At 73.3% G+C, this 25,671-nt stretch carries 17 protein-coding genes; 10 read left to right on the top strand and 7 right to left on the bottom strand.

Features of this window, described 5'->3' with window-relative positions; genetic code table 11:
- The first annotated feature begins 55 nt into the window (after positions 1 to 55).
- The 4 genes from WME89_RS14910 to WME89_RS14895 all read left to right on the top strand — a co-directional run bounded on the left by WME89_RS14910 (position 56) and on the right by WME89_RS14895 (position 4,818).
- A complete protein-coding gene (locus WME89_RS14910) occupies positions 56 to 1,555 on the top strand; it encodes an acetyl-CoA carboxylase biotin carboxylase subunit (protein WP_438009827.1) in 1,500 nt (499 codons plus the stop codon).
- Between the two features lie 358 nt (positions 1,556 to 1,913).
- Complete coding sequence (locus WME89_RS14905; RefSeq protein ID WP_438009826.1) at positions 1,914 to 3,074, top strand: IMP dehydrogenase; 1,161 nt, start codon at positions 1,914 to 1,916, stop codon at positions 3,072 to 3,074.
- Between the two features lie 168 nt (positions 3,075 to 3,242).
- Entirely contained in the window at positions 3,243 to 3,587 is a 345-nt protein-coding gene (locus tag WME89_RS14900; protein WP_437666626.1) for an SCP2 sterol-binding domain-containing protein, read from the top strand.
- 19 nt (positions 3,588 to 3,606) lie between these two features.
- Positions 3,607 to 4,818: a CaiB/BaiF CoA transferase family protein gene (locus WME89_RS14895; RefSeq protein WP_438009825.1), complete on the top strand. Its 1,212-nt coding sequence runs from the start codon at positions 3,607 to 3,609 to the stop codon at positions 4,816 to 4,818.
- A 15-nt stretch (positions 4,819 to 4,833) separates the two neighbouring features.
- Here the strand turns inward: WME89_RS14895 and WME89_RS14890 are convergent, their stop codons facing one another.
- Positions 4,834 to 6,402 (bottom strand): hypothetical protein, encoded by a 1,569-nt coding sequence (locus WME89_RS14890; RefSeq protein ID WP_438009824.1) that lies wholly within the window; start codon positions 6,400 to 6,402, stop codon positions 4,834 to 4,836.
- 141 nt (positions 6,403 to 6,543) lie between these two features.
- Between WME89_RS14890 and WME89_RS14885 the strand changes: the two genes are divergently transcribed.
- Positions 6,544 to 9,393 carry a protein kinase domain-containing protein gene (locus WME89_RS14885; protein ID WP_438009823.1) on the top strand — a complete coding sequence of 950 codons (2,850 nt, stop codon included), beginning with the start codon at positions 6,544 to 6,546 and terminating at the stop codon, positions 9,391 to 9,393.
- Positions 9,394 to 9,403: 10 nt separating this feature from the next.
- The gene (locus tag WME89_RS14880) at positions 9,404 to 10,483 is read left to right on the top strand and encodes a hypothetical protein (RefSeq protein WP_438009822.1); all 1,080 of its coding nucleotides are present in this window, start codon (positions 9,404 to 9,406) and stop codon (positions 10,481 to 10,483) included.
- 87 nt (positions 10,484 to 10,570) lie between these two features.
- Here the strand turns inward: WME89_RS14880 and WME89_RS14875 are convergent, their stop codons facing one another.
- Complete coding sequence (locus WME89_RS14875) at positions 10,571 to 11,386, bottom strand: uracil phosphoribosyltransferase (RefSeq protein WP_438009821.1); 816 nt, start codon at positions 11,384 to 11,386, stop codon at positions 10,571 to 10,573.
- Positions 11,387 to 11,626: 240 nt separating this feature from the next.
- Here WME89_RS14875 and WME89_RS14870 point away from each other — a divergent pair, with 240 nt between their 5' ends.
- Positions 11,627 to 12,118 carry an SMI1/KNR4 family protein gene (locus WME89_RS14870; RefSeq protein WP_437625837.1) on the top strand — a complete coding sequence of 164 codons (492 nt, stop codon included), beginning with the start codon at positions 11,627 to 11,629 and terminating at the stop codon, positions 12,116 to 12,118.
- 129 nt (positions 12,119 to 12,247) lie between these two features.
- Positions 12,248 to 14,092, top strand: a complete 1,845-nt coding sequence (locus WME89_RS14865) for a serine/threonine-protein kinase (RefSeq protein WP_438009820.1) — start codon at positions 12,248 to 12,250, stop codon at positions 14,090 to 14,092.
- Positions 14,093 to 14,282: 190 nt separating this feature from the next.
- Here the strand turns inward: WME89_RS14865 and WME89_RS14860 are convergent, their stop codons facing one another.
- On the bottom strand, positions 14,283 to 15,275 hold the full coding sequence (locus WME89_RS14860) for a hypothetical protein (RefSeq protein ID WP_438009819.1): 993 nt from the start codon (positions 15,273 to 15,275) through the stop codon (positions 14,283 to 14,285).
- A gap of 168 nt (positions 15,276 to 15,443) precedes the next feature.
- Here WME89_RS14860 and hisD point away from each other — a divergent pair, with 168 nt between their 5' ends.
- On the top strand, positions 15,444 to 16,829 hold the full coding sequence (gene hisD / locus WME89_RS14855; protein ID WP_438009818.1) for a histidinol dehydrogenase: 1,386 nt from the start codon (positions 15,444 to 15,446) through the stop codon (positions 16,827 to 16,829).
- A gap of 250 nt (positions 16,830 to 17,079) precedes the next feature.
- Here the strand turns inward: hisD and WME89_RS14850 are convergent, their stop codons facing one another.
- Positions 17,080 to 18,072, bottom strand: coding sequence for a DUF4388 domain-containing protein (locus tag WME89_RS14850; protein WP_437667584.1), 993 nt, complete (start codon positions 18,070 to 18,072; stop codon positions 17,080 to 17,082).
- A 272-nt stretch (positions 18,073 to 18,344) separates the two neighbouring features.
- On the opposite strand from WME89_RS14850, the gene WME89_RS14845 reads away from it, so the two are divergent.
- The gene (locus WME89_RS14845) at positions 18,345 to 19,427 is read left to right on the top strand and encodes an L-erythro-3,5-diaminohexanoate dehydrogenase (protein WP_438009817.1); all 1,083 of its coding nucleotides are present in this window, start codon (positions 18,345 to 18,347) and stop codon (positions 19,425 to 19,427) included.
- 68 nt (positions 19,428 to 19,495) lie between these two features.
- Here WME89_RS14845 and WME89_RS14840 read toward each other — a convergent pair whose 3' ends face one another.
- The 3 genes from WME89_RS14840 to WME89_RS14830 form a co-directional block, all read right to left on the bottom strand.
- On the bottom strand, positions 19,496 to 21,712 hold the full coding sequence (locus WME89_RS14840) for an ATP-binding protein (RefSeq protein WP_437625832.1): 2,217 nt from the start codon (positions 21,710 to 21,712) through the stop codon (positions 19,496 to 19,498).
- A gap of 86 nt (positions 21,713 to 21,798) precedes the next feature.
- On the bottom strand, positions 21,799 to 22,176 hold the full coding sequence (locus WME89_RS14835) for a hypothetical protein (protein WP_438009816.1): 378 nt from the start codon (positions 22,174 to 22,176) through the stop codon (positions 21,799 to 21,801).
- A 4-nt stretch (positions 22,177 to 22,180) separates the two neighbouring features.
- Positions 22,181 to 25,657: a sigma 54-interacting transcriptional regulator gene (locus WME89_RS14830; RefSeq protein ID WP_438009815.1), complete on the bottom strand. Its 3,477-nt coding sequence runs from the start codon at positions 25,655 to 25,657 to the stop codon at positions 22,181 to 22,183.
- Positions 25,658 to 25,671: the final 14 nt, after the last annotated feature.

Genomic DNA, 25,671 nt, shown 5'->3' with positions numbered 1-25,671 from the left:
GCGGCTCCGCGACGGGGCCATTCGCGCAGGCGCTTTCGTGTGATAGGGCCGGCTCGTGATCCGCAAGGTCCTCATCGCCAACCGCGGCGAGATCGCCGTCCGAATCCTCCGTTCGCTGCATGAGGCCGGCATCCAGGGCGTCGCCGTCTACAGCGACGTGGACCGCGGCAGCCTCCATGTCCGCCTCGCGGACGAGTCGTACGCCATCGGCCCCGCTCCTGCGGCGGAGAGCTACCTCCGCATCGATCGCATCCTCGACGTCGCCCGGCGCTCGGGCGCGGACGCCATCCATCCCGGGTACGGGTTCCTGTCGGAAAACCGCGAGTTCGCGGAAGCGTGCGAGCGGGCTGGCATCACCTTCATCGGCCCGCCCTCGAGCGCGATGGCGGCGATGGGGTCGAAGCCGGCGGCGCGCGCCAGGATGGCGGCGGCCGGGGTGCCCATCGTGCCCGGCGGCGAGCCCGCGACCGCCGCGGAGGCGCAGGCGCTCGCCGAGCGGCTCGGCTACCCGGTGATGCTCAAGGCCGCGTTCGGAGGCGGCGGCAAGGGGATGCGGCTCGTGCACCGCCCGGAGGACCTGCCCTCGGCCTACGAGCGGGCGCAGAGCGAGGCCCTGCGCGCGTTCGGCAACGCCACGGTCTACCTCGAGAAGGCGATCCTCCGGCCGCGCCACGTCGAGATCCAGGTGCTCGGTGATCGCGAGGGCAACCTCGTGCACCTCTTCGAGCGCGACTGCTCGATCCAGCGCCGCCACCAGAAGGTCGTCGAGGAGTCGCCCTGCCCCGTGGCCAGCCCGGAGCTCGTGCAGCGCATGGGCGAGGTCGCCGTGCGCGGCGCGCTCGCGGTCGGCTACCACTCGGCGGGCACGTTCGAGTTCCTGCTCGCCGAGGACGGCTCCTTCTACTTCCTCGAGATGAACACGAGGCTCCAGGTGGAGCACCCGATCACCGAGTGGACGACCGGCGTCGACCTCGTCGCCGAGATGGTGAAGATCGCCGACGGCGAGCGGCTCTCCCTGCACCAGCAGGTGATCGCGCGGCGCGGCGCGTCGATCGAGTGCCGCATCTACGCGGAGGATCCGAGCTCCGGCTTCCTGCCCAGCCCCGGCACCATCACGACGCTCCGCCCGCCGGCCGGCCCCTGGGTGCGCGACGACAGCGGCTTCTACGAGGGCTCCGTGGTCCCGAGCCACTACGACCCGCTGATCTCGAAGCTCTCGGTGTGGGCCCCGGATCGGCGCGCCGCCATCGCGCGCATGCGGCGCGCCCTGGCCGAGTACGCCGTCGCGGGCATCCGGACGAACCTCGCCTTTCACGAGAACCTCCTCGCGCACCCCGAGTTCCAGGCCGGCCGCTACGACACCGGCTTCATCGCCGAGCACACGGCGGAGCTCTGCGGTCCGACCGCGGTTCCCCCCGAGGAAGAGGCCTCGCTCGCCGCCGCCCTGGCCATCGCGGCCGCGCGGGCGGATCGGCGGCCGGCCGTCTCCAGCGCCTCCGAGACGGGCTCCCCGCGCCTCTCGCCCTGGGTCCTCCACCACCGAGCGTTCCGGTAAGCGCCCCCTCGCACAGACCTGCATCGCTCCCCGGCGCCAGCGCCCCCTCGCACAGACCTGCATCGCTCCCCGGCGCCGGCGCCGGATGCCCCTTGCGGCCACCCGCCCCAGGCAGCGTCGCTCGCGAACCCATGGGGCGCTCGCCCGCACGCCCGCGATGTGCTGGGCCGCGACACGCGCGACGTGACACGCGCGGCGCGAGCGGCTCGACACGATGCAGCACGGCGAGTCGCGCGGCGCACATCCAGCGGGACTCGACAGCGCGCCGCCTACGCATCGCGTCGCACCAAAGTCTCCTCGCGCACGAGGCTCCCTCGATGCTATCCTACGCGGAACTTTCGGCTGGGGTGGAGGTGTGATGGGACGCGAGGCGAAGGGCCAGAAGGACCCTCTTGAGGCCGTCGCCACGCTCCCACCGCTCGAGGCCCGCGCGCACGAGCCACCGCCTGCGACGGGCTGGCCGTCCGCGCAGCTCGCGGACGAGCCGGCGAGCGATGCGGCCGCCACACCCTCCCCGGCGCCCCGGTGGTTCGACGCGACCGCCCCCGAGGTGACGCCGGCGCGGCGCGGCGGCTCGCGGCGGATCTGGTCGGTCCCGCTGTTCGTGGCCGCCCTCGTGCTGGTCGCGACCGCGCGCAGCCTGATGGTCCGCGCGCTGTTGCCGATCGCCCTCGTCGCGGCGGCAGTGGCGCTCCTCGCGCGGGGGCGGCGGCGGCCCCTCCTGCCGCCCCCGCAGGCCAGCCGGCGCGGGCTGAGCCTCGACGGCGATCAGCTGCTCCTCCAGGCCAAGGGCGGCGCCGCGCAGCACCTGCTGCTCCCGCTCCGCGAGCGGTTCGGGGTGACGCTCCTCGCGACCCCGCGCCGCGATCGCCTCGTCGCCCTGCTCAGCTCCGGCGCCGGGATGTCCTCGATCGGCGCCAGCTTCGACGGCTCGTCGCGCCGCACCTTCGCCGCGCTGCTCGACCGCGCGTCCGTCGTCGGCGCCGACGAGGTCGGGCTCGAGGCGATCGGCCCAGACGGCGAGCCGATCTCGCTCGGCCCCGCGGTGCTCGCGGCGCTGCTCGACGAGCTCGCGCTGCGCTCGCCCGGGTGCCTGGAGCGGTTCTTCGTCACCGACGCGCGCGGCGCGGCGCTCAGCCTCGACGGCCGCGAGCTCCGCGCCGGCGGCCGCGTCTTCGACCTGAGCGCGCCGCTGGAGTGGCGCGCGTTCGTGTTCCAGGAGGCGCTCGGGCAGGCGATCGCGGAGTACCAGGGGACGTGGGTGCGGCAGGGCACGAGCGAGATTGTCCTCGTGTGCCTGCTCCCCGCGATATCTCCGGCGCTCGACGGGCTGAGCGCGTCCCTCGGCCCGCTCGATCGCGGCGCGCTCCGCGACCTCCGGCTGATGCAGGGCCTGCCGGAGAGCCCGCCGTCCGCCGACCAGCGCGTCGCCATCGATCGCCTGCTCATGGTCCCGCTCCGTTCCGCGCTGGACAAGGCGCCTCGGCCCGCCGCGCAGGCGCCGCGTGCGCGCGCGTGACGTACGGGTACGGCGCGCGCGCGCACGCCAGGGATGTCCTGACACGGCGACCCGAGCGTGCTCCGGCGGCGGGCTTCGCTTGACGCCCGCGTTCGGGCGCGGGTAAACCGCGCCCGGTACTCGGGCGATAGAAGTCAGCACGTCCCACACGACATCCGGAGGCGATCCATGGCCGTCGATATCCAGAAGCTATTCAACGAGGAGCTCCCTGCTGCCCTGGCGAAGAACACCGACGCGGCCAAGCAGCTCGGTGGGAAGTACCAGATCAACGTGACGGGCGAGGGCGGCGGCGAGTGGCTGATCGACCTGGCCAGCGCCGATCCCAGCATCGCCACCGGCAACCCGGGCGGCGCGGACGTCACGATCGCGCTCACCAGCGAGGACTTCCAGAAGCTGCACGAGAACCCGCAGGCCAACTCGATGCAGCTCTACTTCGCGGGCAAGCTCAAGGTCACGGGCAACCAGATGCTCGCGATGAAGCTCCCGAAGCTGTTCCAGCTCGGCACGGGCTGACCCAGGCGCCGGCGGCGCCATGCGCCCGCTCAGCGACACGCGCGTCCTCGATCTCTCGCGGCTCCTGCCGGGGCCGTTCGCGACCCTCGTGCTCGCCGATCTCGGCGCCACGGTGGACAAGATCGAGGACGTCACCGGCGGCGACCTCCTGCGCCACATCTCGCCGCAGATCGCCGGCGAATCGGCGGCCTTCCAGCTCCTGAACCGCGGCAAGCGCAGCGCCCTGCTCGACCTGAAGAAGCCCGAGGGGCGCGACGCCTTCCGCCGGCTCGTCGCGACCTACGACGTGCTGTTCGATCAGTTCCGCCCGGGGGTGCTCGAGCGGCTCGGGCTCGGCCACGAGGCGCTGCGCGCGGACAACCCGCGGCTCATCGTCTGCGCGCTGACCGGCTACGGCCAGACGGGCGGCATGGCGGGGCGCGCGGGGCACGATCTGAACTACGTCGCGCGCGCGGGGGTCCTCGGCGCGCAGGGGCCGGCAGAGGGCCCGCCGCAGGTGCCGGGCTTCCAGGTCGCCGACGTGAGCGGCGGCATGTGGTGCGCGATCGCCGTCCTCGCCGCGCTGAAGGAGCGCGAGCGGACCGGGCTGGGCGCGGTGCTCGACATCGCCATGACCGATGGCGTGCTCGGCTTCGCCCTCCCCACGCTCGCCGCTGCGCTCGCGGGCGGCGCGCGCGCCGGGGAGGGACAAGGACGAGGGGAGGACGCGGAGCGCGCGCGCGCTGCGGGCGACGAGCCGCTCACCGGCGGGCTCGCGCCGTACAACACCTACCTCTCGAAGGACGGGCACGCGTTCGCCCTCGCCGCGCTCGAGCCGAAGTTCTGGGCCTCGTTCTGCGAGGGGGTCGGCCTCGATCCCGACCTGAGCGCGCTCGTCCCGGGGCCGCACCAGGTCGAGCTCAAGCGCAGGCTCGCCGCCCTCTTCCGGGAGCGGACGCGCGCCGAGTGGGAGGCGCTCGCGGCCGAGCGCGACTGCTGCCTCGAGCCGGTCCTCGATCCCCGGAGCGCCGCGGCCGATCCTCACCTCGCGTCGCGCGATCTCCTGTTCGAGATCGCCTCGCCGCGCGGCCCGGTCCCCCAGCTCCGGACGCCCGTCACGCCGCGGGGGGTCGCGTTCGCGCCGGCGCCCCGCGCCGGAGAGCACACGCGCGCCGTGCTCCGCGACGCGGGCTTCTCGGAAGGCGACATCGACGCGCTGATCCGCGCCGGCGCCGCGCGCGAGGCGCGTTGAGCGCCGGCGCGCGCGTCAGATCTTCTTCAGCTCGTCGACGAACTCCCAGTCGGCGATGAGGTGCTTCTTCAGCAGCAGCGACAGGAGCGCGGCGAACATCGCCTCCCAGCGCACGTTGTTGCCGAGGATCTCGCTCGCGTCGGCGCCGTGGGAGACGGCGCGGAGCGCGGAGACGAGATCGCGCGCGGTGAGGCCCGGATCGTCCACGGCGATCGGCGGGGGCGGCTCGGACTGAGCGGCGGCCCGGGGGGCCGGGGCCGCTTGCCGCTGCGGCTGCGGCTGCGGCTGCTGCTGCGGCTTGGACCCGCGCGCTGGGAGCGTGATCGTCGTGCCGTCGAGCAGCGTGAGCGAGACCATGCGGCGGCGGCCGCGGCCCTGCGGGGCGGGGATGTTGCGCACCTCGCGCTCGCTCGGGGGGTCGTCGCCGTGGTCGGGGACGCTCTCCGGGACGCTGCGCGCCGCGGTGCTCGCGCGCCCGAGCACGGCACCGAGGAGCGCCGAGGCCGGCGTGCTCGACGCGGGCGACGCGTCCACGCTCGGCGCGGCCTCGCTGGCGGGCGGGATCACGGGCCCTGGCGCGGCGCTGGGGCGCAGCGTCTTCCGGCGCTCCGACGGGGCGGCCGGCGCGGATTGCGCCGCCGGCGCGGGTTGCGCCGCCTGCGCGGACTGCGCCGCCTGCGCGGCCGCGAGCAGCTCGGGCGACGGCGCGACCTTCAACGTCGGCCGCGAGCGCTGCTCGTCAGGACGGCCGCGGATCTGCCGCTCCTCGGGGCGGCCGCGGATCTGCCGCTCCTCCGGGCGGCTGTGGGTTTCCCGCTCCACGGGCCGCTGAGCGGCGCGCGGCGCCTCCCATCCCATCTCGTCGTCGAGGACGCCCACCTCGGCGGGGTCGACCTCGGAGGTCTCGATCGCCGGCAGCGCGTCCTCGACCAGCCGGGCCCCGGAGCGGAGGGCGGGCCTCGTCAGCAGCAAGGGCTCCGGCGTGGACGCGGCCGGGGGCTCCTCCGAGAGCCGCGCGGTCTCCGGCGCCCTCGAGAGCTCGGACGAAGGCGGCGGGTCGACCGGGCGCGCCCGCGACTGCGGCTCGCTCGCCTGCGCGCGCTGCGCGGGCGCGGGCGGCGGAGCCGAGCGCGCGCGCGCTCCGTAGTAGACCCGGATCGCGTTCCGGATGTCGCTCGGAGGAGCGATCATCGCGCGCACGGGCAGACCCGAGAACGCCATGCACTCCTTCATGCCGTCCTCGTTCGTCGGATCATCCATCGCGACGTAGAGCGTCTCGCCCTGGTTGCGGACGTGGCGAACGTAGATCGGGACGAGGCAGTACCGCTCGGCGACGTCGTGCGGCACGAGGTTGAGCAGCTGCCGCGAGAACTCGATGTGCAGCAGCGACACCCAGGGAACGGCGAGCTGGTGCGAGAGGATCTGCGTCAGCTGGGTTTCGTTGATGAGACCCTGCTCGACGAGGAGCGTCCCGAGCCGCCGGCCGTCCGTGCGCTGCAGCTCCAGGGTCCTCTCGAGGGCCTCCTGCGTGATCATCCGCGCGTCGACCAGGAGCTGACCGAGACGTAGGCGAGGCGTAACCATCGCGCCCGAGGTTACCCCAAGTGGGATCCAGGACCTAACAGACGGCTGGACGAGCCCCCCCGCCCCCCTCCCGGCCGCGCCCCGGGGGCCCAGGCAGACCTCGACTCCAATCGCTATCCCGAACGTGGTAAGGTCCCGCGCGTGTCCACAGTGGTCTGCCCGCAATGCGCGAATCCGTGCGAGCAGGCGCACAAATTCTGCCCCGTCTGCGGCTTCCCGATCTCGGAGTTCAACCGGACGTCCGACGACACGCTGATCGGGACGACGCTCCCGGGCAACTACGTGATCCTGGAGCTCGTCGGGGTGGGCGGCATGGGCCGCGTGTACAGGGCCGAGCAGAAGGCCCTGGGGCGCACGGTGGCCGTCAAGATCATCCACCCCCACCTGCTCGGGGACGAGAGCGCGTCGGTCCGGTTCATCACCGAGGCGCGCGCCGCGAGCCGCCTCAACCACCCGAACTCGGTCGGGGTCATCGACTTCGGCAAGAACGGCGGGCAGCTCTACCTCGTCATGGAGTTCCTGCGCGGGCGCGACCTCGCCCGCGTCGTCTACGAGGACGGCCCCCTCCCGTTCCGCCGCATCGCCGACATCCTCTGCCAGGTGCTCGCGGCGCTCGCCGAGGCGCACCACCTCGGCATCATCCACCGCGATCTCAAGCCCGAGAACATCGTGCTCGAGCCGATGCGCTCGGGCGGCGACTTCGTGAAGGTCGTCGACTTCGGCCTCGCGAAGATGAAGGCGGAGGTCTCGCCGACGAACATCACGAGCCCCGGCATCGTCTGCGGGACCCCGGACTACATGGCCCCGGAGCAGGGCCGCGGCGATCCGATCGACGCGCGGAGCGACCTCTACGCGTGCGGCGTCATCCTGTTCCAGCTGCTCACCGGCCGGCTCCCCTTCGAGGCGGAGTCGCCGACGCAGGTCGTGCTGATGCACCTCTCGCTGCCTCCGCCCGATCCCGCCCTGATCGCGCCGGAGCGCGAGATCCCCGAGCCGCTCGTCGAGGTCACGCTGCGGGCGCTCGAGAAGGACGCCGCGCGGCGCTACCAGTCCGCGGACGAGTTCGCGGCCGCGCTGCGCGCGTCGGTCGGCACCTTCGACACGCCCTCGGGCCGCTTCTCGTTCTCCGAGGCGACGGTCATCTGCGCCTCGTGCCGCGCCATCGTGCCGCGCGGCCAGAAGTTCTGCGGCGAGTGCGGCGCCAGGATCGCGCAGCCGCACGCCCCCGCCCCGGCGCCGCGCGCCGCGCCGGGGGCGGCGCCCCCCACCGCGCGGCGCGATCGCGCGTCCTCCGCGCCCCCGCTCCCGCTCCCGTTCGCGGCGCGCGAGGAGGACCTCGCGTGGCTCGACGCCTGCCTCGCCGACGTCGAGGGCTCGGTCGTCGCCGCGCGCATCGTCGGAGAGCAGGGCGTCGGCAAGACCCGGCTGCTCCGCGAGTTCCTCGACGTCGCCGCGAGCCGCGGCGACAACGTGATCCAGACCGGGCCGGATCCGTGGGGCGCCGAGGTCGGCTACTACGCGCTCCGCTGGGCGATCGCCGGGCTCGCGGAGCTCCCGACCGACGGCGGCAACGCCTCGAACTGGAGCGGCGCGACGCCGGAGGCCCGCCGCGGGCTGCTCGAGATCTTCGGCAAGGGCGACCGCGGGAGCGACATGCGCCGGCACGCCTGGAACAAGCCGGCGTCGGGGGGCCTGTCGCCCGACGATCGCCGCTTCATCGCCGCGGAGGCGCTGCGCTGGGCGCTCTCGCGCGCGCAGCAGGCCGCCTTCCCGCACCGGGTCCTGCTCGCGATCGACGATCTGCACGCCGTCGACGGCGCGAGCAGGAACGCGTTCGCCGACGTGATCGCGGAGCCGCCGCTCGCGGCGCTGCTCATCGTCGCCAGCCACACGCCGGGCTTCGAGCCGCAGTGGGGCGGCGCCGTGCGCACGCTCGGCGGCCTGCCGAAGGACATCGCGCTCACGCTCCTCCGGAGCAGCGTGAGCCTGGATCACCGCGCCGCCCGCAAGACGCCGCCGAGCGCGGGCGGCGCGCGGCTGTCGCCGCGGCGCGACGGCGCGGACGGCGCCGCCGACCCGGCCGCGCTGGGCCTGCCGCCGAGCGCGGCGACCACGGCCGGGCCCGGCGGCGATGGCGCGACGGTGCCGCCGCTCTACATCGACCAGCTGGTCCGCTACACGCTCGAGGGCGGCAGCGATCCGCCCGCGCGCATGGCCGACCTTGTCGCCGCGCGGATCGAGCGGCTGCCGCAGGACGCGCGCCGCACGCTGCAGGCGCTCGCGGTCATCGGCGACGCGGCGGATCGGCCCACGCTGCAGCGCCTGCTCCCGGACATCCGCGCCTTCGACGATCTGCTCGGCAAGCTCGTCGCGGCGGGCATGATCGAGGAGCACGCGAGCGGCATCCGCACGACGCACCCGCTGCTGCGCGACGTGACGCTCGCGACGATCCCGGCCGGCGTCCGGCGCGACCTGCACGGCAAGGCGACGTTCGACAGCGCGGGCGACCCGCTCGCGCTGCCGCTCGAGGTGCAGGCGATCCACGCCTACCACGCGCAGAACGCGTTCGTCGCGCTGATGCTGCTCGAGCAGACGGCGGATCGCGCCGCCGCGCGCGGGGACAACGCCGGCAGCGTGCTCGCGCTGCGCCGCGGCCTCGATCTGGCGCGGCGGGAGATCTTCCGCGGCGAGCTCGACGACCCGGTGCGCGCCGTCCTGATCTTCAGCCGCAAGCTCGGCGACGCGCTCGCGCGCGCCGGCGATCTGACCGACGCCGACGGCGTGCTGCGCGAGGCGCTCGACCTCGCCGGCCCGGGCGGCCCCGATCGCGCGCTCGTCCTCGGCTCGCTCGCGTACGTGGCGCACGAGCGCGAGCGCACGAGCGAGGCGTCGATGTACCTCCGGGAGGCGATCGACCTCGCCCGGCAGAGCGCCGACAGCGACGTGGTGCAGTCGCTCGACAAGATGCGGCGCGAGTGGATGTCGCGCTGAGCGGGACACCGTGAACGGCGAGGAACGAGCGCAAGAACCCCGATCTCCGGCGAACGCGGCGGCGGCGCCGGCGCGCGCGCCGTTCATCGCGCGGTGGGATCTCGACAAGACCTACCTCCGGACGGACTTCGACACGCTGCGCGACCTCGTGCGGACCGCGATCGAGCGGCCGGATCAGAAGCGCACCGTGCCGGGCGCGGGGTCGCTCCTGCGCGAGCTCGGCCGCGCTGGCGTCGAGACCCACATCCTCTCGGGCAGCCCGGAGCAGCTCCGCTCCCGCATCGAGCAGAAGCTGCGGCTCGACGGCGCGCGCTGGGCGTCGCTCACGCTGAAGCCCAACCTGCAGAACATCCTCCGGCTGCGCTTCCGCGCGCTGCGCGGCCAGCTCGGCTACAAGCTGCCCGCGCTGCTCCAGCGGCGCTGCGAGCTCGCGAGCCAGCGCGACCCGAGCGGCGCGCTGATCCGCGAGGTGCTCCTCGGGGACGACGCCGAGGCCGATGCCTTCGTCTACTCGCTGTACGCCGACATCTGCGAGGGGAGGGTCAGCCCGCTGGAGCTCGGCGAGGTGATGCGGCTCGGGCACGCCTATGACGACACCATCGCCGACGCGATCCGGTTCGCGAGCTACGTCGAGAAGGGGCCCGTCGTCGAGCGGATCCTGATCCACCTCGACCGGCAGTCCTCCCCCTCGGATTTCCGGATCTTCGGCGAGCGCGTCGTCCCCTTCTACAACTACCTGCAGGCGGCCTTCGTGCTCCACGAGGACAGCCGGATCGGCGCGCACGCCGTGCTCCGCGTCGCGCAGGATCTCGTGGTCGCCCACAACTTCGACAGCGCCGCGCTCGCGCGGAGCTACGTCGATCTGTCCCGCCGCGGGCACGTGTCCGGCAAGGGCATCGCGTCGCTCGAGGCCGCCTACGGCGAGCTCACGCAGCGCCGGGCCGCTGGCGCGAGCGACCTCGGCGCGATGATCGCGGAGCTCACGCGGCTCTGCGCCGACCTGCGCCCCGCCATGAGCCGGCCGCACGTGGCCATCGACTACCGCGCGCTCGCGGTCGGCCACAACCGCCGCTCGAAGCGCGGCCGCTGACCTGGCCCCGGCCGCGCCTCGAGCGGGCCGTCGATCGAGCCCCGGCCGCGCTTCGAGCGGGCCGTCGATCGAGCCCCGGCCGCGCGCCTACAGCCAGGCGTTGTTCAGGATCTCGCCGACGCCGCCGGCGCCCGGGACGATGTACTGGATCTTGTTCAGGCCGCGCTCCTCGTCCCAGTGCGTGCCTGGCTCAGTTTTCAGCACGCGCGCCGGCGAGAGGCCGCGATCGAGCCGGAGCGCGTAGATGATGGCGTCCGGGTGGGCGTCCGTGACGCGGCGGATGTACTCGGGCGTGACGATGAGGTGCATGGTGATGCACTTGGCCGGCCGCCCCTCGAGCGCGGTCTTGTAATACGAGAGCGCGCTGACCATGGAGGAGCCCGTGGCGCCCATCGGATCGGGGAAGAGCACGTGACGCCCCTCGACGTCGCGGCCGATCTTGGCGTCGTGCCACGTCGCGCCGGTGACCTCGCCTTGCTCGTTGGTTTGCCGGCTCATGAACAGGTGATCTTGCCGGACCAGCGCGGGGTCGAGCACCTCGTTCAGGAGCTCGTAGACGACCTGGGACGGCATGGTCCCGGCGCGCGCGATGCCGACGGTGACCACCTTGCTCGCGCGCGACAGCGCGGTGCCGCGGTAGATCGCCTCCGGATGGGAGGAGATCATCCGGGTCGGGACGTCCACGCGCGCGCGCCCCAGCTCCGCGGCGAAGACCACGCGCGCCAGGATCTGGTAGAGAACGCCGACGAGTCGCCCGACGTCCGGCTGAACCGTCTCCGGGGAGCAGGCTCGAGCCAGCAGCGTCCATGCGAGTGGATCATCGAGAAGGTGCACGCCCGGCCCGTACCGGTGGGCGATTTCGGGGGGCCGGAATCGGCTCTCAGCGTACGCGACGTCGACCATCGTTTTTCTGTTACACTACCTCGCCCGGCGCGGGGTATTCCTCCGGGTGCGCGCCGGTGCTCTCCCCGGGAGCGAAGCGGCTTGGCAGCGATGAGGGCGCCCGCCTCAGCGGGTCGCCCGGTGGACTTGCAAAGGAAGGGATGTTCGGTGGATAGCGACCTTGCCGAGTCGGTTACGGCGCTCAAGGATGCCTTTGCCCGAAGAGGCATCCCTGCGAGGTTCGGAAAGGCGGCTCCAGCGGTGGTTGAAGAGCTGCGCAGGACGCTGCGGGTGCCCGCCAGGTACCGCGCTTTCCTGCAGGAGGCAGACCCGCTCGACGTCGAGACGGTGACTCCGGTCGAGCGCGTGCGCCTCATCCCTTCCGAGAAGCTCGCTGTCGAGCAGCAGGCGAACGGCGGCGACAGCTCCCTCGCGGGCTGGCGCAAGAGCTGGATCCTCATCGCCCGCAGCGCCCTGCTCGGAGATCCCTACTTTCTCGATATCTCGAAGCTGGACGCCGAGGGAGACTGTCCCGTGTTCACCTGCATGACGGGGATCGACGCGCTCAAGCCGGAGCTCTGCGCCTCGAGCTTCCAGCAGTTCCTTCGCATCCTCGCGACCTCGATGGAGGTCGCGTCCGGCTTCGGCGAGAGCGGCCTCGACGACGAGGACGAGGCGATCTTCCGCGAGGCGCTCGCGCCGAAGATCAAGACGATCGACTCCGCGGCCCTCCGCGCGGGCCACTGGACGTGACGTGGCGTCCGCGGCGCGCCGCCCGAAAGGCGCTCCGTGGATCGAGCTGACCGTGCCATGGCCAGGTGTTCGGCTTGCAATGCAGAGAACCCGGGTGCCGCCCGGTTCTGTGTGACGTGCGGCGCGTCGATGGTCGCGAGGAACGCCGGCGTCGTCGCGACGCCCTCGGCGTCCCCTGCGCCCGGCCCGCAGCCGACTGTCCCTGGGCAGCCATTGCCCGAGGCGCTGCTGCCCGAGGATGCGGCGCCCCGGGTCAGCCAGCCGGCCTTCGGGGCGGGCGGCGCGAACGGGCATGCGGCCGGGCCGCACGTCGTCCCGGCGCCGCTGGCGGGCTCGCTCCCGCGGCGCGCCCCTGGGGGCCACCTGCCGGCGGGGACGCTCGTCGACCAGAAATACGTGGTCGAGCGGGTGCTCGGCGAGGGCGGCATGGGGGTCGTCTACCTCGCGCGGGACGTCCACACCGGGCTGCATGTGGTCCTGAAGGCGGTGCGGCAGGAGCTCGGGCATCGGCCCGACGTGCGCGCGCGGACGCTCGCCGAGGGCCGCGCGCTGGCGCAGATCGATCACCCGAACGTCGTCCACCTGAAGGCGGTGGTCGCGGAGCGGGACGACCTGTGGCTGGTGATGCAGTACATCGACGGCGAGAGCCTGGAGCAGACGCTCGCCAGGTACGCCGAGGAGCGCCGGCCGATGCCGCTGCCCGAGGCGCTCTCGATCTTCCGCCAGATCGCCTCCGGCATCGCGGCCGCGCACCGTGAGGGGGTGATCCACCGCGACCTCAAGCCGGCGAATGTCCTGCTCCGCGGCAAGGACGGCGTCGCGAAGGTCACCGACTTCGGCATCGCCAAGGCCGAGGCGGACGCGCTCGCCGGGCGCGGGCTGACCAAGGGGATCATCGGCTCGCTCTACTACATGTCGCCGGAGCAGGTGCTCGGTCGCCGCGACCTCGACAAGCGGGTGGACATCTACGCCCTTGGCGTCGTGCTCTACGAGATGCTGATCGGGCAGGTGCCCTTCGACGCCGAGAGCGACGTCGAGATCATGCGTCTGCACGCGGAGGTGCCGCTCCCGAGCGTCAGCGCCGTGCGGCGCGACGTCCCTCCGGAGCTCGACGTGTTCCTCCACAAGGCGTGCGCGAAGGACAGGGCCGAGCGCTTCGCCAGCTGCGAGGAGATGCTCGCGGCGCTCGACGCGATCGCTCGCCCTGCGACCTCGGCGCCGCTCGGCGTCTCGAGCCGACCGCCGCCGCCTGCGGCCACGACCGTCGATGAGCTCCGCGGCGCGGCGCCGTCGCCGCCGGGCGGGGCGCTGGCGAGCCGGCCGGCGAGGCCGCAGCGCGGGCGGGGCTCGTGGCTCGCGATCGGCGCCGGGGCGCTCGTGATGTTCGGCGGGGCCGCCGCGCTGCTCGGGCTGGGCGTGCTCGACAAGCCGCGCGATGGTCGCCGGCGGGGCGCCTCGCTGCCGTCGAGCCCGGCCTCCAGCGCGAGCGCCGCCGACGTCGAGGCGAGCGCGACGCAGCCGGAGCCGTCGCCGCTCTCCGGGCTGACCGGCGTGTGGGTGGGCAACGGGCGCGAGCTCGAGGCCGTGCTCGCCGGGGAAGCGCTCGAGTTCCGGGTCCGCCACCCGGAGCAGTTCGCGCCGCAGGACTATGCGGAGGGCGAGGCTCGCTTCTCGCTGCGCGAGCTCCCCGGGGAGGCCGGGGTGTTCGCCGTGGAGGACCGGCTCCGTTTCATCGCGCCCGGCTCGCGCCAGTTCGATCCGGCGCGCTCGCGCGGCACCTGCCAGGACGTCCGCAGCGACGTGGAGGGCCGCCCGCTGCGCGCGAGCTTCGACGGCACCCGCCTGAGCGTCGAGTTCGCGAAGATCGAGCCATCCTCGAGCAACTTCGTGATCGAGCGCAACAAGGTCGTCAGCTGCGTCGGCCTCAGCGCCCTCCCTGCCACCCGCGTCGTGAGCACCCTCTCGAGGCCGTGACCCCCGGCGCCGGCCGGCCGCCGCCGCCCCTCAGCCCCCCGTCGTCCAAGCCAGCGATCGCGTTGCCGAGCGGGGCTCACCCGCACAGGAGACGGGCCCAGATCGGCGTTTTCGGCGCGCAGGCGTGCTCCAGCACGCCGAGCACCGAAAACGTCGAGGTGGGCCCGTATCCGAAGCGGGTGAGCCCCGCTCAGAGGCCGCCGACGGCGGGGACGGGCTGCGGCTTTCCGGCGTGGATGATCGCGCACCGGACGGTGGTCGACGACGTCGGCGCGCTCGCGCGCCCGCCGCCGAGGACGAGCGTGCCGAAGATGTTGCGCGCCGCCGCGTCGACCTCCGCGGCGCCGCGCGGGGGGACCGGGTTCCCGCTCGCGTCGAACACCGTCACGGCCTGCACGACGCCGCGGGCGATCTCGCTCTCCGGGAAGGACAACATCACCGCGATGCGGACGTAGGCAGACGCCCCCTCGACGACCCCGAAGCTGTACGGCTTCTTGGCGAAGGCGCCGCAGAAGCCGCTCGTGCCCATGCCGCCGTCAGGGCCGTAGTTCGCCGCCGCCCACTGCGCGACGTTGACCGTGAGCCCGCTCTCGCCCGAGCCCTGCGCGTACTGGACGCACTGGCCGAGCGCGGGATCCCACATCGCGCCCGTCGGGCATCGCCCCACCTTGGCGCAAGCCTGACCGGTCCACACCTCGTCGCGCGCGCAGGTCTGCGAGAGCGGCACGCACGCGGCGGTCGGTCCGTCGACGACGAGCTCCTGGCCGGGCGGGCACCCGAGCTTCTGCCCGGCGCCGACGGCGACCCCGATGTTGGTCGCCACCTGCTCGCGCGACACGCAGTAGCCCGTGCTCTGGTCGATCTCGTCGCCTGGCTTGCAGCGGTCGGGGGCGCACCCGCCGGCCTCGTAATGGCGACCCACGCCGCAGTAGGCGTTCGCCGCCTGCGGCGTGAGGCACTGGCCCGCGACCGCGAGGTAGCCCTTCAGGCAGCGGCAGCGGTTCTGCGTCGTGTCGAAGCCGGCGCCGTCGCTGCACGACGAGATCGAGCAGCGGCAGCTGCTGCCCTGGCAGATCTTGAGGAAGCAGGAGTTCTCCGGGCACCCCACGAGGACCGCGGGCGCGAGCGCGAGGAGCGCAAGCGAGATCGCGGTGGACGCGAGGCCGAACGAGCCGGGCCGCATGGGGGCAACCCTACTCCATCCGCTCGGGCCGGGGAACTCGCGGAGCGACGCGCGGCGGTGGACACCGAGCGCGGCGCGCGCCGCCGGACATACCGTCGGGCGGGGTGCTGTGGTACGGGGTGTCGCCGTCCGCGCGCGGATTCCGCCGCGCTGGCCCCACGTCAAGCCATGCTGCCCATCTACATCGAAGGTTCGCCCGAGTTCGAGTCCACCCTGTCTGCCCTGCGCGCCCGCGGCACGGGCGATCTCGCGAACGTCACCCCCGCGGTGACCGAGATCATCGACAACGTGCGGCGCGGCGGCACGTCCGCCGTGCTCGGCTACATCGAGAAGTTCGAGCGGAGGACGCCGAAGGCGCTCGTCCGCCACGCTGGTCCCGAGGCCGAGGGCGGCTTCGGCGGGGCCGAGGCGCTCGCCCGGCTCCCGCCGGACATCCGCGCCGCGCTCGAGACAGCGGCCGCCAGGATCGCGCGGTACCACGAGCGGCAGCGCGACGCGGGCGACCTCGGGCCGGCGGACGCAGCGCCGAGCGGGCCCGCGCTGCAGGCCGGCTTCAGCTACGAGGAGGAGGGTGTCCTCCTCGGCATGCGCGTGCGCCCCCTGCGTCGCGTCGGCGTCTACGCGCCGGGCGGCAAGGCCCGCTATCCCTCGAGCGTGCTGATGTCGGCGATCCCCGCGCGCATCGCCGGCGTGAAGGACATCGTGCTCGCGAGCCCGTCGGCGGATGACGTCACGCTCGCCGCGGCGCACCTCTCCGGCGTGACGACCCTGCTCGACTCGGGCGGCGCGCAGGCGATCGCGGCCCTGGCCTACGGCCTCGCGGAGCTCGCGCCGGTCGACAAGATCGTCGGGCCCGGCAACGCCTACGTCGCCTGCGCCAAGCGGCTCGTCTTCGGTGACGTGTCGATCGACGGCATCACCGGGCCGAGCGAGATCCTGGTGCTCGCCGACGACGCCGCCGACCCGCGGCTCGTCGCGGCCGACCTGCTCTCGCAGGCCGAGCACGACGAGGCGTCGTACGCGCTGCTCGCGACGACGTCGGCCAAGCTGGCCGAGGCGGTCGCGCGCGAGCTCGACGCCGCGCTCCCCGAGCTCACGCGGCGCGCGATCGTCCAGGAGTCCCTCTCTCATCACGCGGCGGCGCTGGTCGTCGGCTCGCGCGCTCGCCTCGCCGAGGTCGCCGATCAGCTCGGGGTCGAGCACGTGGCCTTCCACGTCGCCGACGCCGAGGGGATGTTCTCGGAGATCGGCACGCTCGGCGCCGCGCTGCTCGGCAGCCTCACCCCGGTGGCGGCGGGCGACTACCTGGCGGGGCCGTCCCACGTGCTCCCGACCGGCAACTCGGCGCGCTTCGGATCGCCGCTCGGCGTCTACGACTTCGTGACCCGCGCGAGCCTCATCCGTTACTCCGGCGCGGCGCTGCGGGCGCAGGGCCCGATCATCGAGAAGCTCGCGCTGGCGGAGGGCCTCCAGGCGCACGCCCGCGCCGTGACGCTCCGGCTTGAGAGCACGGCGCTCGACCCGGCGGCGAAGCGCGATCGCGCGAAGTTCTGACGGCCTCACGCCGCCCCGCCGAGCGCGCCGCGCCCTGAACGGGTTCGGCGCGCTCGTTCAGGGCGCGCCGAACGATGCTCCGGTCGCCCGCGCTCCGAACCTGGGGCTGCGCTCGCTCCGCTCCCCTCGACAGCAAGCACGCCGTCGGCCCCACGCGCGACAAGCTCGCGCACGGCCGCGTGAAGCCGGCGTCTCGCGACGCCTCACGGCGCTTCGCGCGGGGTCATGGACTCCTGCGCAAAGCGCGGCTTCACTCGACGCGCAGGTAGTCTGCTTTGATCAGCTTCAGAACGGACTGCGCGGTCTCCAGATCCGTCGCGGGGCTCTTGTTGAGGACCATCGCGAGGTGCCCGTGGTTGTAGACGATCTGGAGGACGTCCAGATCGACGGGCGAGAGATCGCGGAGCAGCGGCTTGAGCGGCTGGGGCATGACCAGGCGCGCCGACAGATCCGGGAGCTGGTGGCGAATGTTGTTCAGCTCGTCGATCTGCCGGAGCCCCTCCATGAGGAGCTCCTGCACCGTCGCGCTGATCTCGCCGGTCATGACCCGCTCCTCGGCCGGCTCCAGGTCGAACGTGCCGCCGACCCACGTGAGGATCCGGTAGACGCTCTTGAGCGGCGGGACGTCGGTCAGATCGTTGATCGTCGCAAAGGTCACGATGCCCTTGCGCAGGTAGATCTTGCCGACGTCGTCGTCGGAACGGACGACGAGGACTCCGCTCTTCTTCGATGTGCCGAAGAGCTGAAGCAGATCGGGGAGCGGGATCTCGTCGATCGACCCGGACATCGACCGGGTCTGACCGCTCCGCAGCGAGGGCTCATCCATCCGACGGCGCGCCGGAGGCGCGCCCGGGTCGGTGGAGACGACCTTGAGGATGCTGGTGCCGATGAGCACCCGGTCACCCTCCTTCAGGGTCGTCTTCTTGATCTTCTCGCCGTTGACGAACGTGCCGTTCGTCGAGCCGAGATCCTCGATCACGATCTGCTGATCGGTACAGGCAATCCGGGCATGGCGCCGGGAGACCATGTCCTCGACGAGGACCATGTCGAGGTCGCTGGAGCGACCCACGACGATCTCCTGCTGCTCCCCTAAGGGGAATTCGCCGCCTTGGTACTTCCCGGAGATGAAGCGCAACGCCAGTTGCCGCGTTGCCGACACCTTGGGAGCGTGGTTATCCATCGCAGGGAGTAAAAACCTTCGAGCGCTACGCGAGCGCCAGCAGGGGGCAAAGTCTAGTTTCACCGGGCAAAGCTGGTCAAGAGTTCCGGTCTGTTCTTTCAAATGAGTTCCCCTGCTCGCCGTGACGCAGCGCGCTGGCCGCCCTCCTTCGTCCCCCCTGGAGGCCCGCCCGGAGCGCGCCCCCGGACCCCGCTCGACCCGCGCAATTGCGCCTAATCCGCGGGAAACAGACCGATGCGGCCCGGTCGGGGCGGCCCGAGCGGCGCCCCGACCGGGCCCCCTCTGCCGAGGAGTTCGCGGCCGCTCGGTTCATTGCCCTTGCTTTCACGCCCGGCATGTTGAACGGCCTCGGCGTGAGCTCCGAAGCGACGCAACGCACCCTCGCCGCAGGCGATCCGCTGGGCACGCACCGCGTGCTCGAACCCCCGGGGGCCCTCCCCCAGCCGGCAGAGCGGCTGGACGCCGACGCCTCGCGCCACTTCGAGACGGAGATCGTCGTCGACGTGGAGACGCTGAACATCGACGCCGCGAGCTTCCGTCAGATGGAGGAGGCCTCTGGCGGCGATCCGGCCGGCGTCGCGCGGCTCGTCCTCGAGACGGTGGCGCGCCGGGGAAAGCAGCACAACCCGGTCACCGGCTCGGGCGGCATGCTGCTCGGCGTCGTGCGCCGGGTCGGCTCGCTCGCGGAGCACCGCGGCGTCGCTGTCGGCGATCGCGTCGCGACGCTCGCGTCGCTCTCGCTCACCCCGCTCTCGCTCCGCCGGATCGTCGCCGTGCGCCCCGCGTCCGCGCAGATCGACGTCGAGGGCACCGCGATCCTCTTCGCGTCGGCGCCGCTGGCCCGCATGCCGAGCGACATGCCCGAGCGGCTCGCCCTCGCGCTGCTCGACGTCGCCGGCGCGGCGCCTCAGGTGGCTCGCCTCGCCGGCCCGCGCGACAGCGTGGTGGTGCTCGGCGCGGGCGGGAAGTCGGGCCTCCTTTGCGCGGCCGAGGCGCGGCGCTGCGTCGGCCGCTCCGGGCGCGTGATCGGGATCGAGGCTTCGCCCGAGTTCGCCGCCGACCTGCGCGCGCTCGCGATCTGCGACCACGTCGCGGTCGTCGACGCGCGCGACCCCATCGCGGTGCGCGACGCCGTGCTGCCGCTCACGGGCGACGCGGGCGCCGACCTCACGCTGTCGTGCGTGAACGTCCCCGGGGTGGAGCTCAGCGCGATCGTCGTCACGCGCGACCGCGGCAAGACGTACTTCTTCGCGATGAGCACGAGCTTCACCGCCGCCGCGCTCGGCGCCGAGGGCATCGGCAAGGACGTGGATCTCTACATCGGCAACGGCTACGCGCACGGTCACGCCGAGCACACGCTCGCGCTCGTGCGCGAGCACGCCGCGCTCGAGCGCCTCATGACCTCACGCTACGGCTGAGCGCGGAGCACAGCGCGAGCGGATCGCGCCCCCGGCGCTCGGGGACGGCGCGGGCGCGCGCGCCGGCGTCAGCCGGGCCGATCCTGAGGCGCCGGCTCCCCCTGCGGCAGCGCCACGGGCGCGGGCGCCGGCGTCCCCAGCTTGTCGACGGCGGCGGGGAGGATCACGGCGAAGGTGCTCCCCTTCCCTTCGTACGAGCGGACCTCGATGCGGCCGCCCGCGCTCTGCGCGATGCGCTGGCTGATCGACAGCCCGAGCCCCGTCCCCTTGTCCTTCGTGGTGAAGAACGGCAGGAAGATGTTCGCGAGCACCTTCTGCGAGATGCCCGGACCGTTGTCGGTGACGTTGAGCTCGACGAACGGCTCGTCCGAGCCGGAGCCGGGGCGCGTGCCGCGGCCGAAGCGGACGCGCGTGGAGATCACCACCTTGCCCCTGCCCTTCATCGCCTGAACGGCGTTGCGGAACAGGTTCATCAGCACCTGCCGGAGCTGCTCGGGATCGATGGCGACCCGGGGGAGATCGGGATCCAGCGTGATCTCGACCTCGAGCAGATCGTTCCGGCGCTCGATCGAGAGCACCTGCAACGTGCGGCGGACGATCGCGTTCACGTCGGTCGGGACGACCGAGCCCTGCGCCGGCCGTGCGAGGTCGAGCACCGAGCCCACGACCCGGTCGAGCCGATCGACCTCCTCGAGGATGATCCCGAGGAACTCGCGCGAGGCCGGATCGATCTGCGCCTCCGGCACGGGATCGGCGAGCAGCTGCGCCGCGCCCTTGATCGCGCCGAGCGGGTTCCTGATCTCGTGCGCGAGCCCGGCGGCCATCTGGCCGAGGAGCGCGAGCCGGTCCCGCTCCTTCATCTGCGCGTACAGGCGCGAGTTCTCGAGGACGACGCCGATCTGCGCGGCGAGCGTCTCCAGCAAGGTCAGCTCCTCGGGCGAGAACGCGTCGCGCACGCGCGCGTCCGCCACGACGAGCAGGCCGATGGGCTCGCCCTGCTCGTCGCGCGCGCAGAGCACCACGCCCGAGCAAAGGCTGCCGAGGACCTCGGCCGCCGCGAGCACGGCGTCCTCGGGGACCTGCGGCCGGACCTCCGTCCGCCGCGCGAAGTTGCCGTCGTCCTCCGCGTCGCTGTGGCTGCGGCGCGCGCGCCGCTCGCGGGCCTCGCGCTCGAGCTCCTCCATCGCGAGCGGCCCCCGCTCGAGGCGCTCGAGCATCGCCCTCGCGGTCGCCACCTCGATCCGCTCGGGCACCCGCGGCCCGAGCGAGGCGAGCCGATCGAAGCCGGTGCCGTCCTGATCGCGCAGGTAGAGCGCCGCCGCCGTGACCCGGCGCGACTGCTCGAGCGCGCTCATCACGATCGAGCCCATCTCCTCGACCTCGAGCGTGTGCACGAGGCGCCGCCGGGCCTCCGCGAGCGAGCGATCGAGATCGAACCGCTCCCGCAGGAAGAGGCGCTGGATCTGCTCCTCGACGCGCGCCCGCAGGGGATCGAAGAGCACCAGGATCACGATCGCGGCGAGCACGGCGTTCAGGTACATCGTGTTGAAGCCGCCGATGAACGTGAGCAGGAGATAGAAGATCAGCGCGATCAGGAACGCGACCGCCGTGGCGACGAGCAGGCGCGCGAGCATCTCGTAGGCGTCGAGGAGCCGCTCGTGCCGGAGCGCCTGGGCGAGGACGAACAGGAAGACGATCGAGAGCGCCGCGCCGACCGGCGGCGGCTCCGCGCCGAGGAACCAGGCGAAGTCGGCGACGCTGGCGAGCCCGGCGAGCGCGCCGATGACCACGAGGAACCGCACGCGCCGCTGCGTCGCGCGCGACGAGCTCTGCTTGCCGCGCTGGCCGAGCGTGTACAGCCCCGCGGTGAGCAGCGCGAAGACGTACGTGAAGATGCAGCCGCGCGTGAGCCAGTCGAGCCATGAGCCCGGCTCCCGGCTCACCAGCACGAGGACGAACAGCGGGATGACGAGCACCCCCGCGAACCGGAGCAGCCGCGATCGCCTGTCCCCGTCGTGGGGGATCATCGCCTCGAAGAGCTGCAGCGCGAACTGCGGGAGCAGCACGGCGAGGATGGCGGTGAAGCGCTCCCAGATCGAGGCCTGGAAGAAGCCGAAGAGCGACTGGGACAGGTACCAGAGGCCGACGTCGGCGGCGAACGCGGCGAAGAAGAGGTGAACGCGGCGGACGCGACCTCGCAGCAACGTCGACGCCGCGATCGCGAGGGCCAGCGCCCCGCAGACCAGGGTCGTCCGTGTGCGGAGATCGAACCCGAGCGGCGCCACGGCGGAAGGCTATCGCGGAGCGCGGCCGCGCAACGCGAAAACGCGTCAGGAGCGGCCGCGCCGCGCCCGGGCTGGACGGCCTCGGCTCAGCGCGTCCCGTCGCTGTCGGACGACGTCTTGTCGCGGCCGTCCGTGCTCCCCTGGGGCTGCCAGGGCAGCGGCTCCGGCGCCTGCTTCTGCGAGCGCGCGTACGTGCGCCGCCTCGAGAGCTCGTCGTCGAGCGACGGGTGGGCGAGGTCGCGAAGGCGGAGCTGCGGCGGGGCGTCGAGCCCATCGTCGACGCCGTCCGCCTCCTCGTCGCATCCAGACACCTCATCGGAGGTCATCGGATCGAGCTCGCTCCACGCGTCGCCGATCTGCTGGTCGCCCTCGCCAGGCGCGATCGCACACCCGGCAAGCAACGCGGGGGCGGACAGCGCAAGCGCGAGGCCCCCGAACCACCAACCCCTCCTGCAAGCTCGCATCACTTCAATCCTCCGACGTACCGCCAAAGCCATACTGCTTCACAAGCTGGGAAAGACGCGGTCTCTTCATACCCAAGAGCGCTGCGGCGCGGGTGATGTTCCCGCGACTTTCGTCGAGCGCCCTGGCGATGCACTCGCGCTCGATCTCGCGCTTCATGTCGCTGAGGCTGACCCCCCCTCGGACATGCGCGTACGCGAGCTCCAGCGGCGTGCGATCCACGGGCATCGACGGGGAATGAGGCTCCACTTCCGCCTGCTCCGGCGCCGACGAGCGAGGCCCACCGGAGGGCTCGACCGCAGGGCTCGCAGGCGTCGTGCCAGCTCTCGATGTCATCGGAGAGCTCGCCGGTTCCAGGGCGTCGAGGTCCCGCAGCCCCTCGACGTTCAACGTGAAGTCCTCGAGCTCGATCACCTCACCGTCCGCGAAGATCGCGGCGGCGCGCAGGGCGTTCTCGAGCTCGCGCACGTTGCCCGGCCAGGAGTGCCGCGACAGGGCTGAGATGGCCCTGCTGGAGAGGCGCTTCGGCGCCGTGCCGCGCTCGGCGGCGATCCTCTCCAGGATCGCCGCCGCGATCACCGGCAAGTCGCGCGGGCGCTGCCGGAGCGCGGGGACCTCCAGGACGAGCTGCCGGAGGCGGTAGTAGAGATCCTCCCGGAACTCGCCGCGGGCGACCATCGCGCGCAGATCGCGGTGGGTGGCGCAGACGATCCGGACGTTGGCGCGCAGCGGGGTGACACCCCCGACCCGCTCGAAGGTCTTGTCCTGGAGGACGCGGAGCAGCGCGACCTGCGTGCGCGGGGAGATGTCCCCGATCTCGTCGAGGAAGAGCGTCCCGCCCTCGGCGAGCTCGAACCGCCCGCGGCGGCGCGCCGCCGCCCCGGTGAACGACCCCTTCTCGTGGCCGAACAGCTCCGACAGCAGCAGCGTCTCGACCAGGGCGGCGCAGTTCACCTTGACCAGCGGGCCCATCCGCCGCGCGCTCACCTCGTGGATCGCCTCGGCGACGAGCTCCTTGCCGGTGCCGCTCTCGCCGTGGATCAGCAGGGTCGCGTCGCTCGCGCCGACCTTCTCGATCTGGTGGATGAGGCTGAGCATCGCGGGCGTCGCGCCCACCATCCGCTTGAGCGCGGGGACGGCGGGCGACGGCCGCAGGGCGCGCGCAGGCGCCCGCGCGCACCCCGCGCACGCGCTCGATCCGCAGAGCTCGCAGCCCCTCGGCTCCGCCTCGGCGGCGCTGCGCGCGCACGCCTCCAGCCGGGCGAGCTCCGCGAAGCTCCGGCGCGCGAGGAACCGGCGCGCGATCTCGGGCGGGAGCGACGCGGCGACTCGATCGCGGATCGCGATCGCCGCCTCGAGGTGCGACCTCGCGACCGCGGGGTCGTCGTCAGGGGCGCGCAACGGCCGATCCCCGGACGACGCCGCGTGATGGAGCAGCACGTGCGCCTCCAGGGCGCGCTCGCGGCCGTGGGCCTTCCGCGAGAGGACGAGCGCCTCGGCGGCGATCTGCCCGAACGGCTCGCCGGCGGCGCGCGCGCGCATCGCGTCGAGCAGCACGACCTCGGCGAGGTGCCGGTCGGACTTTGCCTCGGCGCGCGCGGTCTTGATCATCTGCGCCGCCTGGAGGAGGTCGCCGTCGTCGAGCGCGATGCGCGCGGCAATGGCGTAGCACTCGCCGAGCTTCGGGCCGGCGCCGTACGCGAAGGCGGCGCTCAGCTCGGACCAGGCGTCCAGGGTGCGGCCGCGCTCGAGGTGGATCTGCGCCGCGACGCAAGCGACGTGCGTGAGCCACACGCCGGGGACCACAGGGCCGCAGACCTTCCGCGCGAACGCGAGCGCCTGCTCGGCCTCCTCGATCAGCCCGAGCTGGAGCCGGAGGTCCGCGAGGTTCGCGATGAGGTTAACGAGCGCGACCTTGTCGCCGATCTTGCGGAAGATGTCGATCGCGCGCTCGAAGAGGCGCAAGGCCTCCGGGTACTCGTGCTTCAGGTTGGCGATGACCGCGAGGTTCGTGAGCGCGTAGCCGGTCGCCATGCGCTCGCCGCGCAGCTCGCCGTCGTCGAGCACGGCCGCGAGCATCGAGCGCGCCTCCTCGAGCCGGCCGCTGGAGAGCAGCGCGATCGCGCGGTTCAGCCGGGCGCGCAGCTCGCTCACGTGCTCTCCGGCGCACGCCGCCTCCCACGCGTCGGCCGCGAAGTGCCGATCTGCCTCGGACCAGGCCTGCTGCGCGAGGAGCAGCTTGCCGAGGATGTTGCGCGCCTGGAGGCGCGTCCCGAGCTCGCCCGCGCCGGCGTGCCCCTCCTCGGCGTGCCCCCTGGCCGCCGCGAGATCGCCCGTCTTGCAGCAGAGCTCCGCCATCTCCACGGCGCCGCGCGACCGCTCCGCGGGCGTCGTCGCGCGCTCGAGCGCGCGCGAGAGCACCATCGCCGCCGTCGTCAGGTCGCCGCGCGCGCTCGTCGCGCGGCCGTGCACCAGCAGCGCGGCGAACGACTCCCGCTCGCGCAGGGCCGCCGAGGAGAAGTCGATCGCGAACTCGATGTCGCCGAGCCGGAGCGCGAGCTCCGCGGCCCGCAGCAGCCGATCGCTCGAGGCGGCGCGATCCCCGGGGAGCGCCCGCATCGACCGGGACCAGCGCTGCCAGAAATCGACGCGGGCCGACGGCTCGCCGACCGAGGAGATCGCGAGCACGGCCGCCGCCTCGGCGCGCTCGTCCTGGCCCAGCGAGGCGAAGAGCTCGCTCGCGCGCGAGAGGCTCCACGGGTCGGACGACTGCTCCTCGAGCGCCTCTGCGACGGCGAGCGCGTCCTCGGGATCGACGCTGGTCGGATCGACGACAGCGCGCCGCGCCGAAACCCACCCGCGCTCGTCGACCTCGATCATCCCGAGCCCCGCGAGCTCCTCGCCGGCGAGGGGGCGCGCGGCGGCCACGCCGTCCGGCGCCGCGCGCCGCGCCGCGAGCAGGCCGAGCTGCGCGGACGGCCAGGGCCGCTGGCTCAGCGCGAGCCGATCGAGCAGGCGCCTGGCCTCGCGGCTCGGCGGCGGCAGCGCGGGGCGCTGCTCGGGCGGCGTGGCCAGCACGGCGGAGCACCAGCCATCGAGCGCGTCGAGCCGCTCGACCTTCGCGACCACCCGGCGCTCCGCGTCCGCCGCGAACGCCTCCCAGAAGAGGTGCAGCTCCTCCGGCGACGCGATGCCGTCGATCGTGAGCGCGCTCGTCCAGGGCCGCATCGCGGCGTCGCTGCACACGATGACCAGCGCGGAGCTCGACCCCTCCGCGATGAGGCGCGAGATCTCGTCGAGCACGAGGCTCCCCCAGCTCGTCGGCTCCCGCTCCGCGACGAGCAGGATCGCGCCCGGCGCGGCGGCGCAGATCCCCTGCGCGGCCGCCGCCGGGTCCGCGGCGGTGACCCCGCAGCGCAGCGCGAGGTCGCGCCAGGGCTCCCGGTCCGCCGCGTGCGCGGCCGAGATCAGCGAGCGCCCCACGCCTCGAGCGCGAC

Source organism: Sorangium sp. So ce321 (assembly GCF_051530195.1).
Classification (GTDB): domain Bacteria; phylum Myxococcota_A; class Polyangia; order Polyangiales; family Polyangiaceae; genus Sorangium.
Note: the sequence above shows the minus strand (reverse complement) of the source record. Positions and strands in the feature narration are given on the sequence as shown.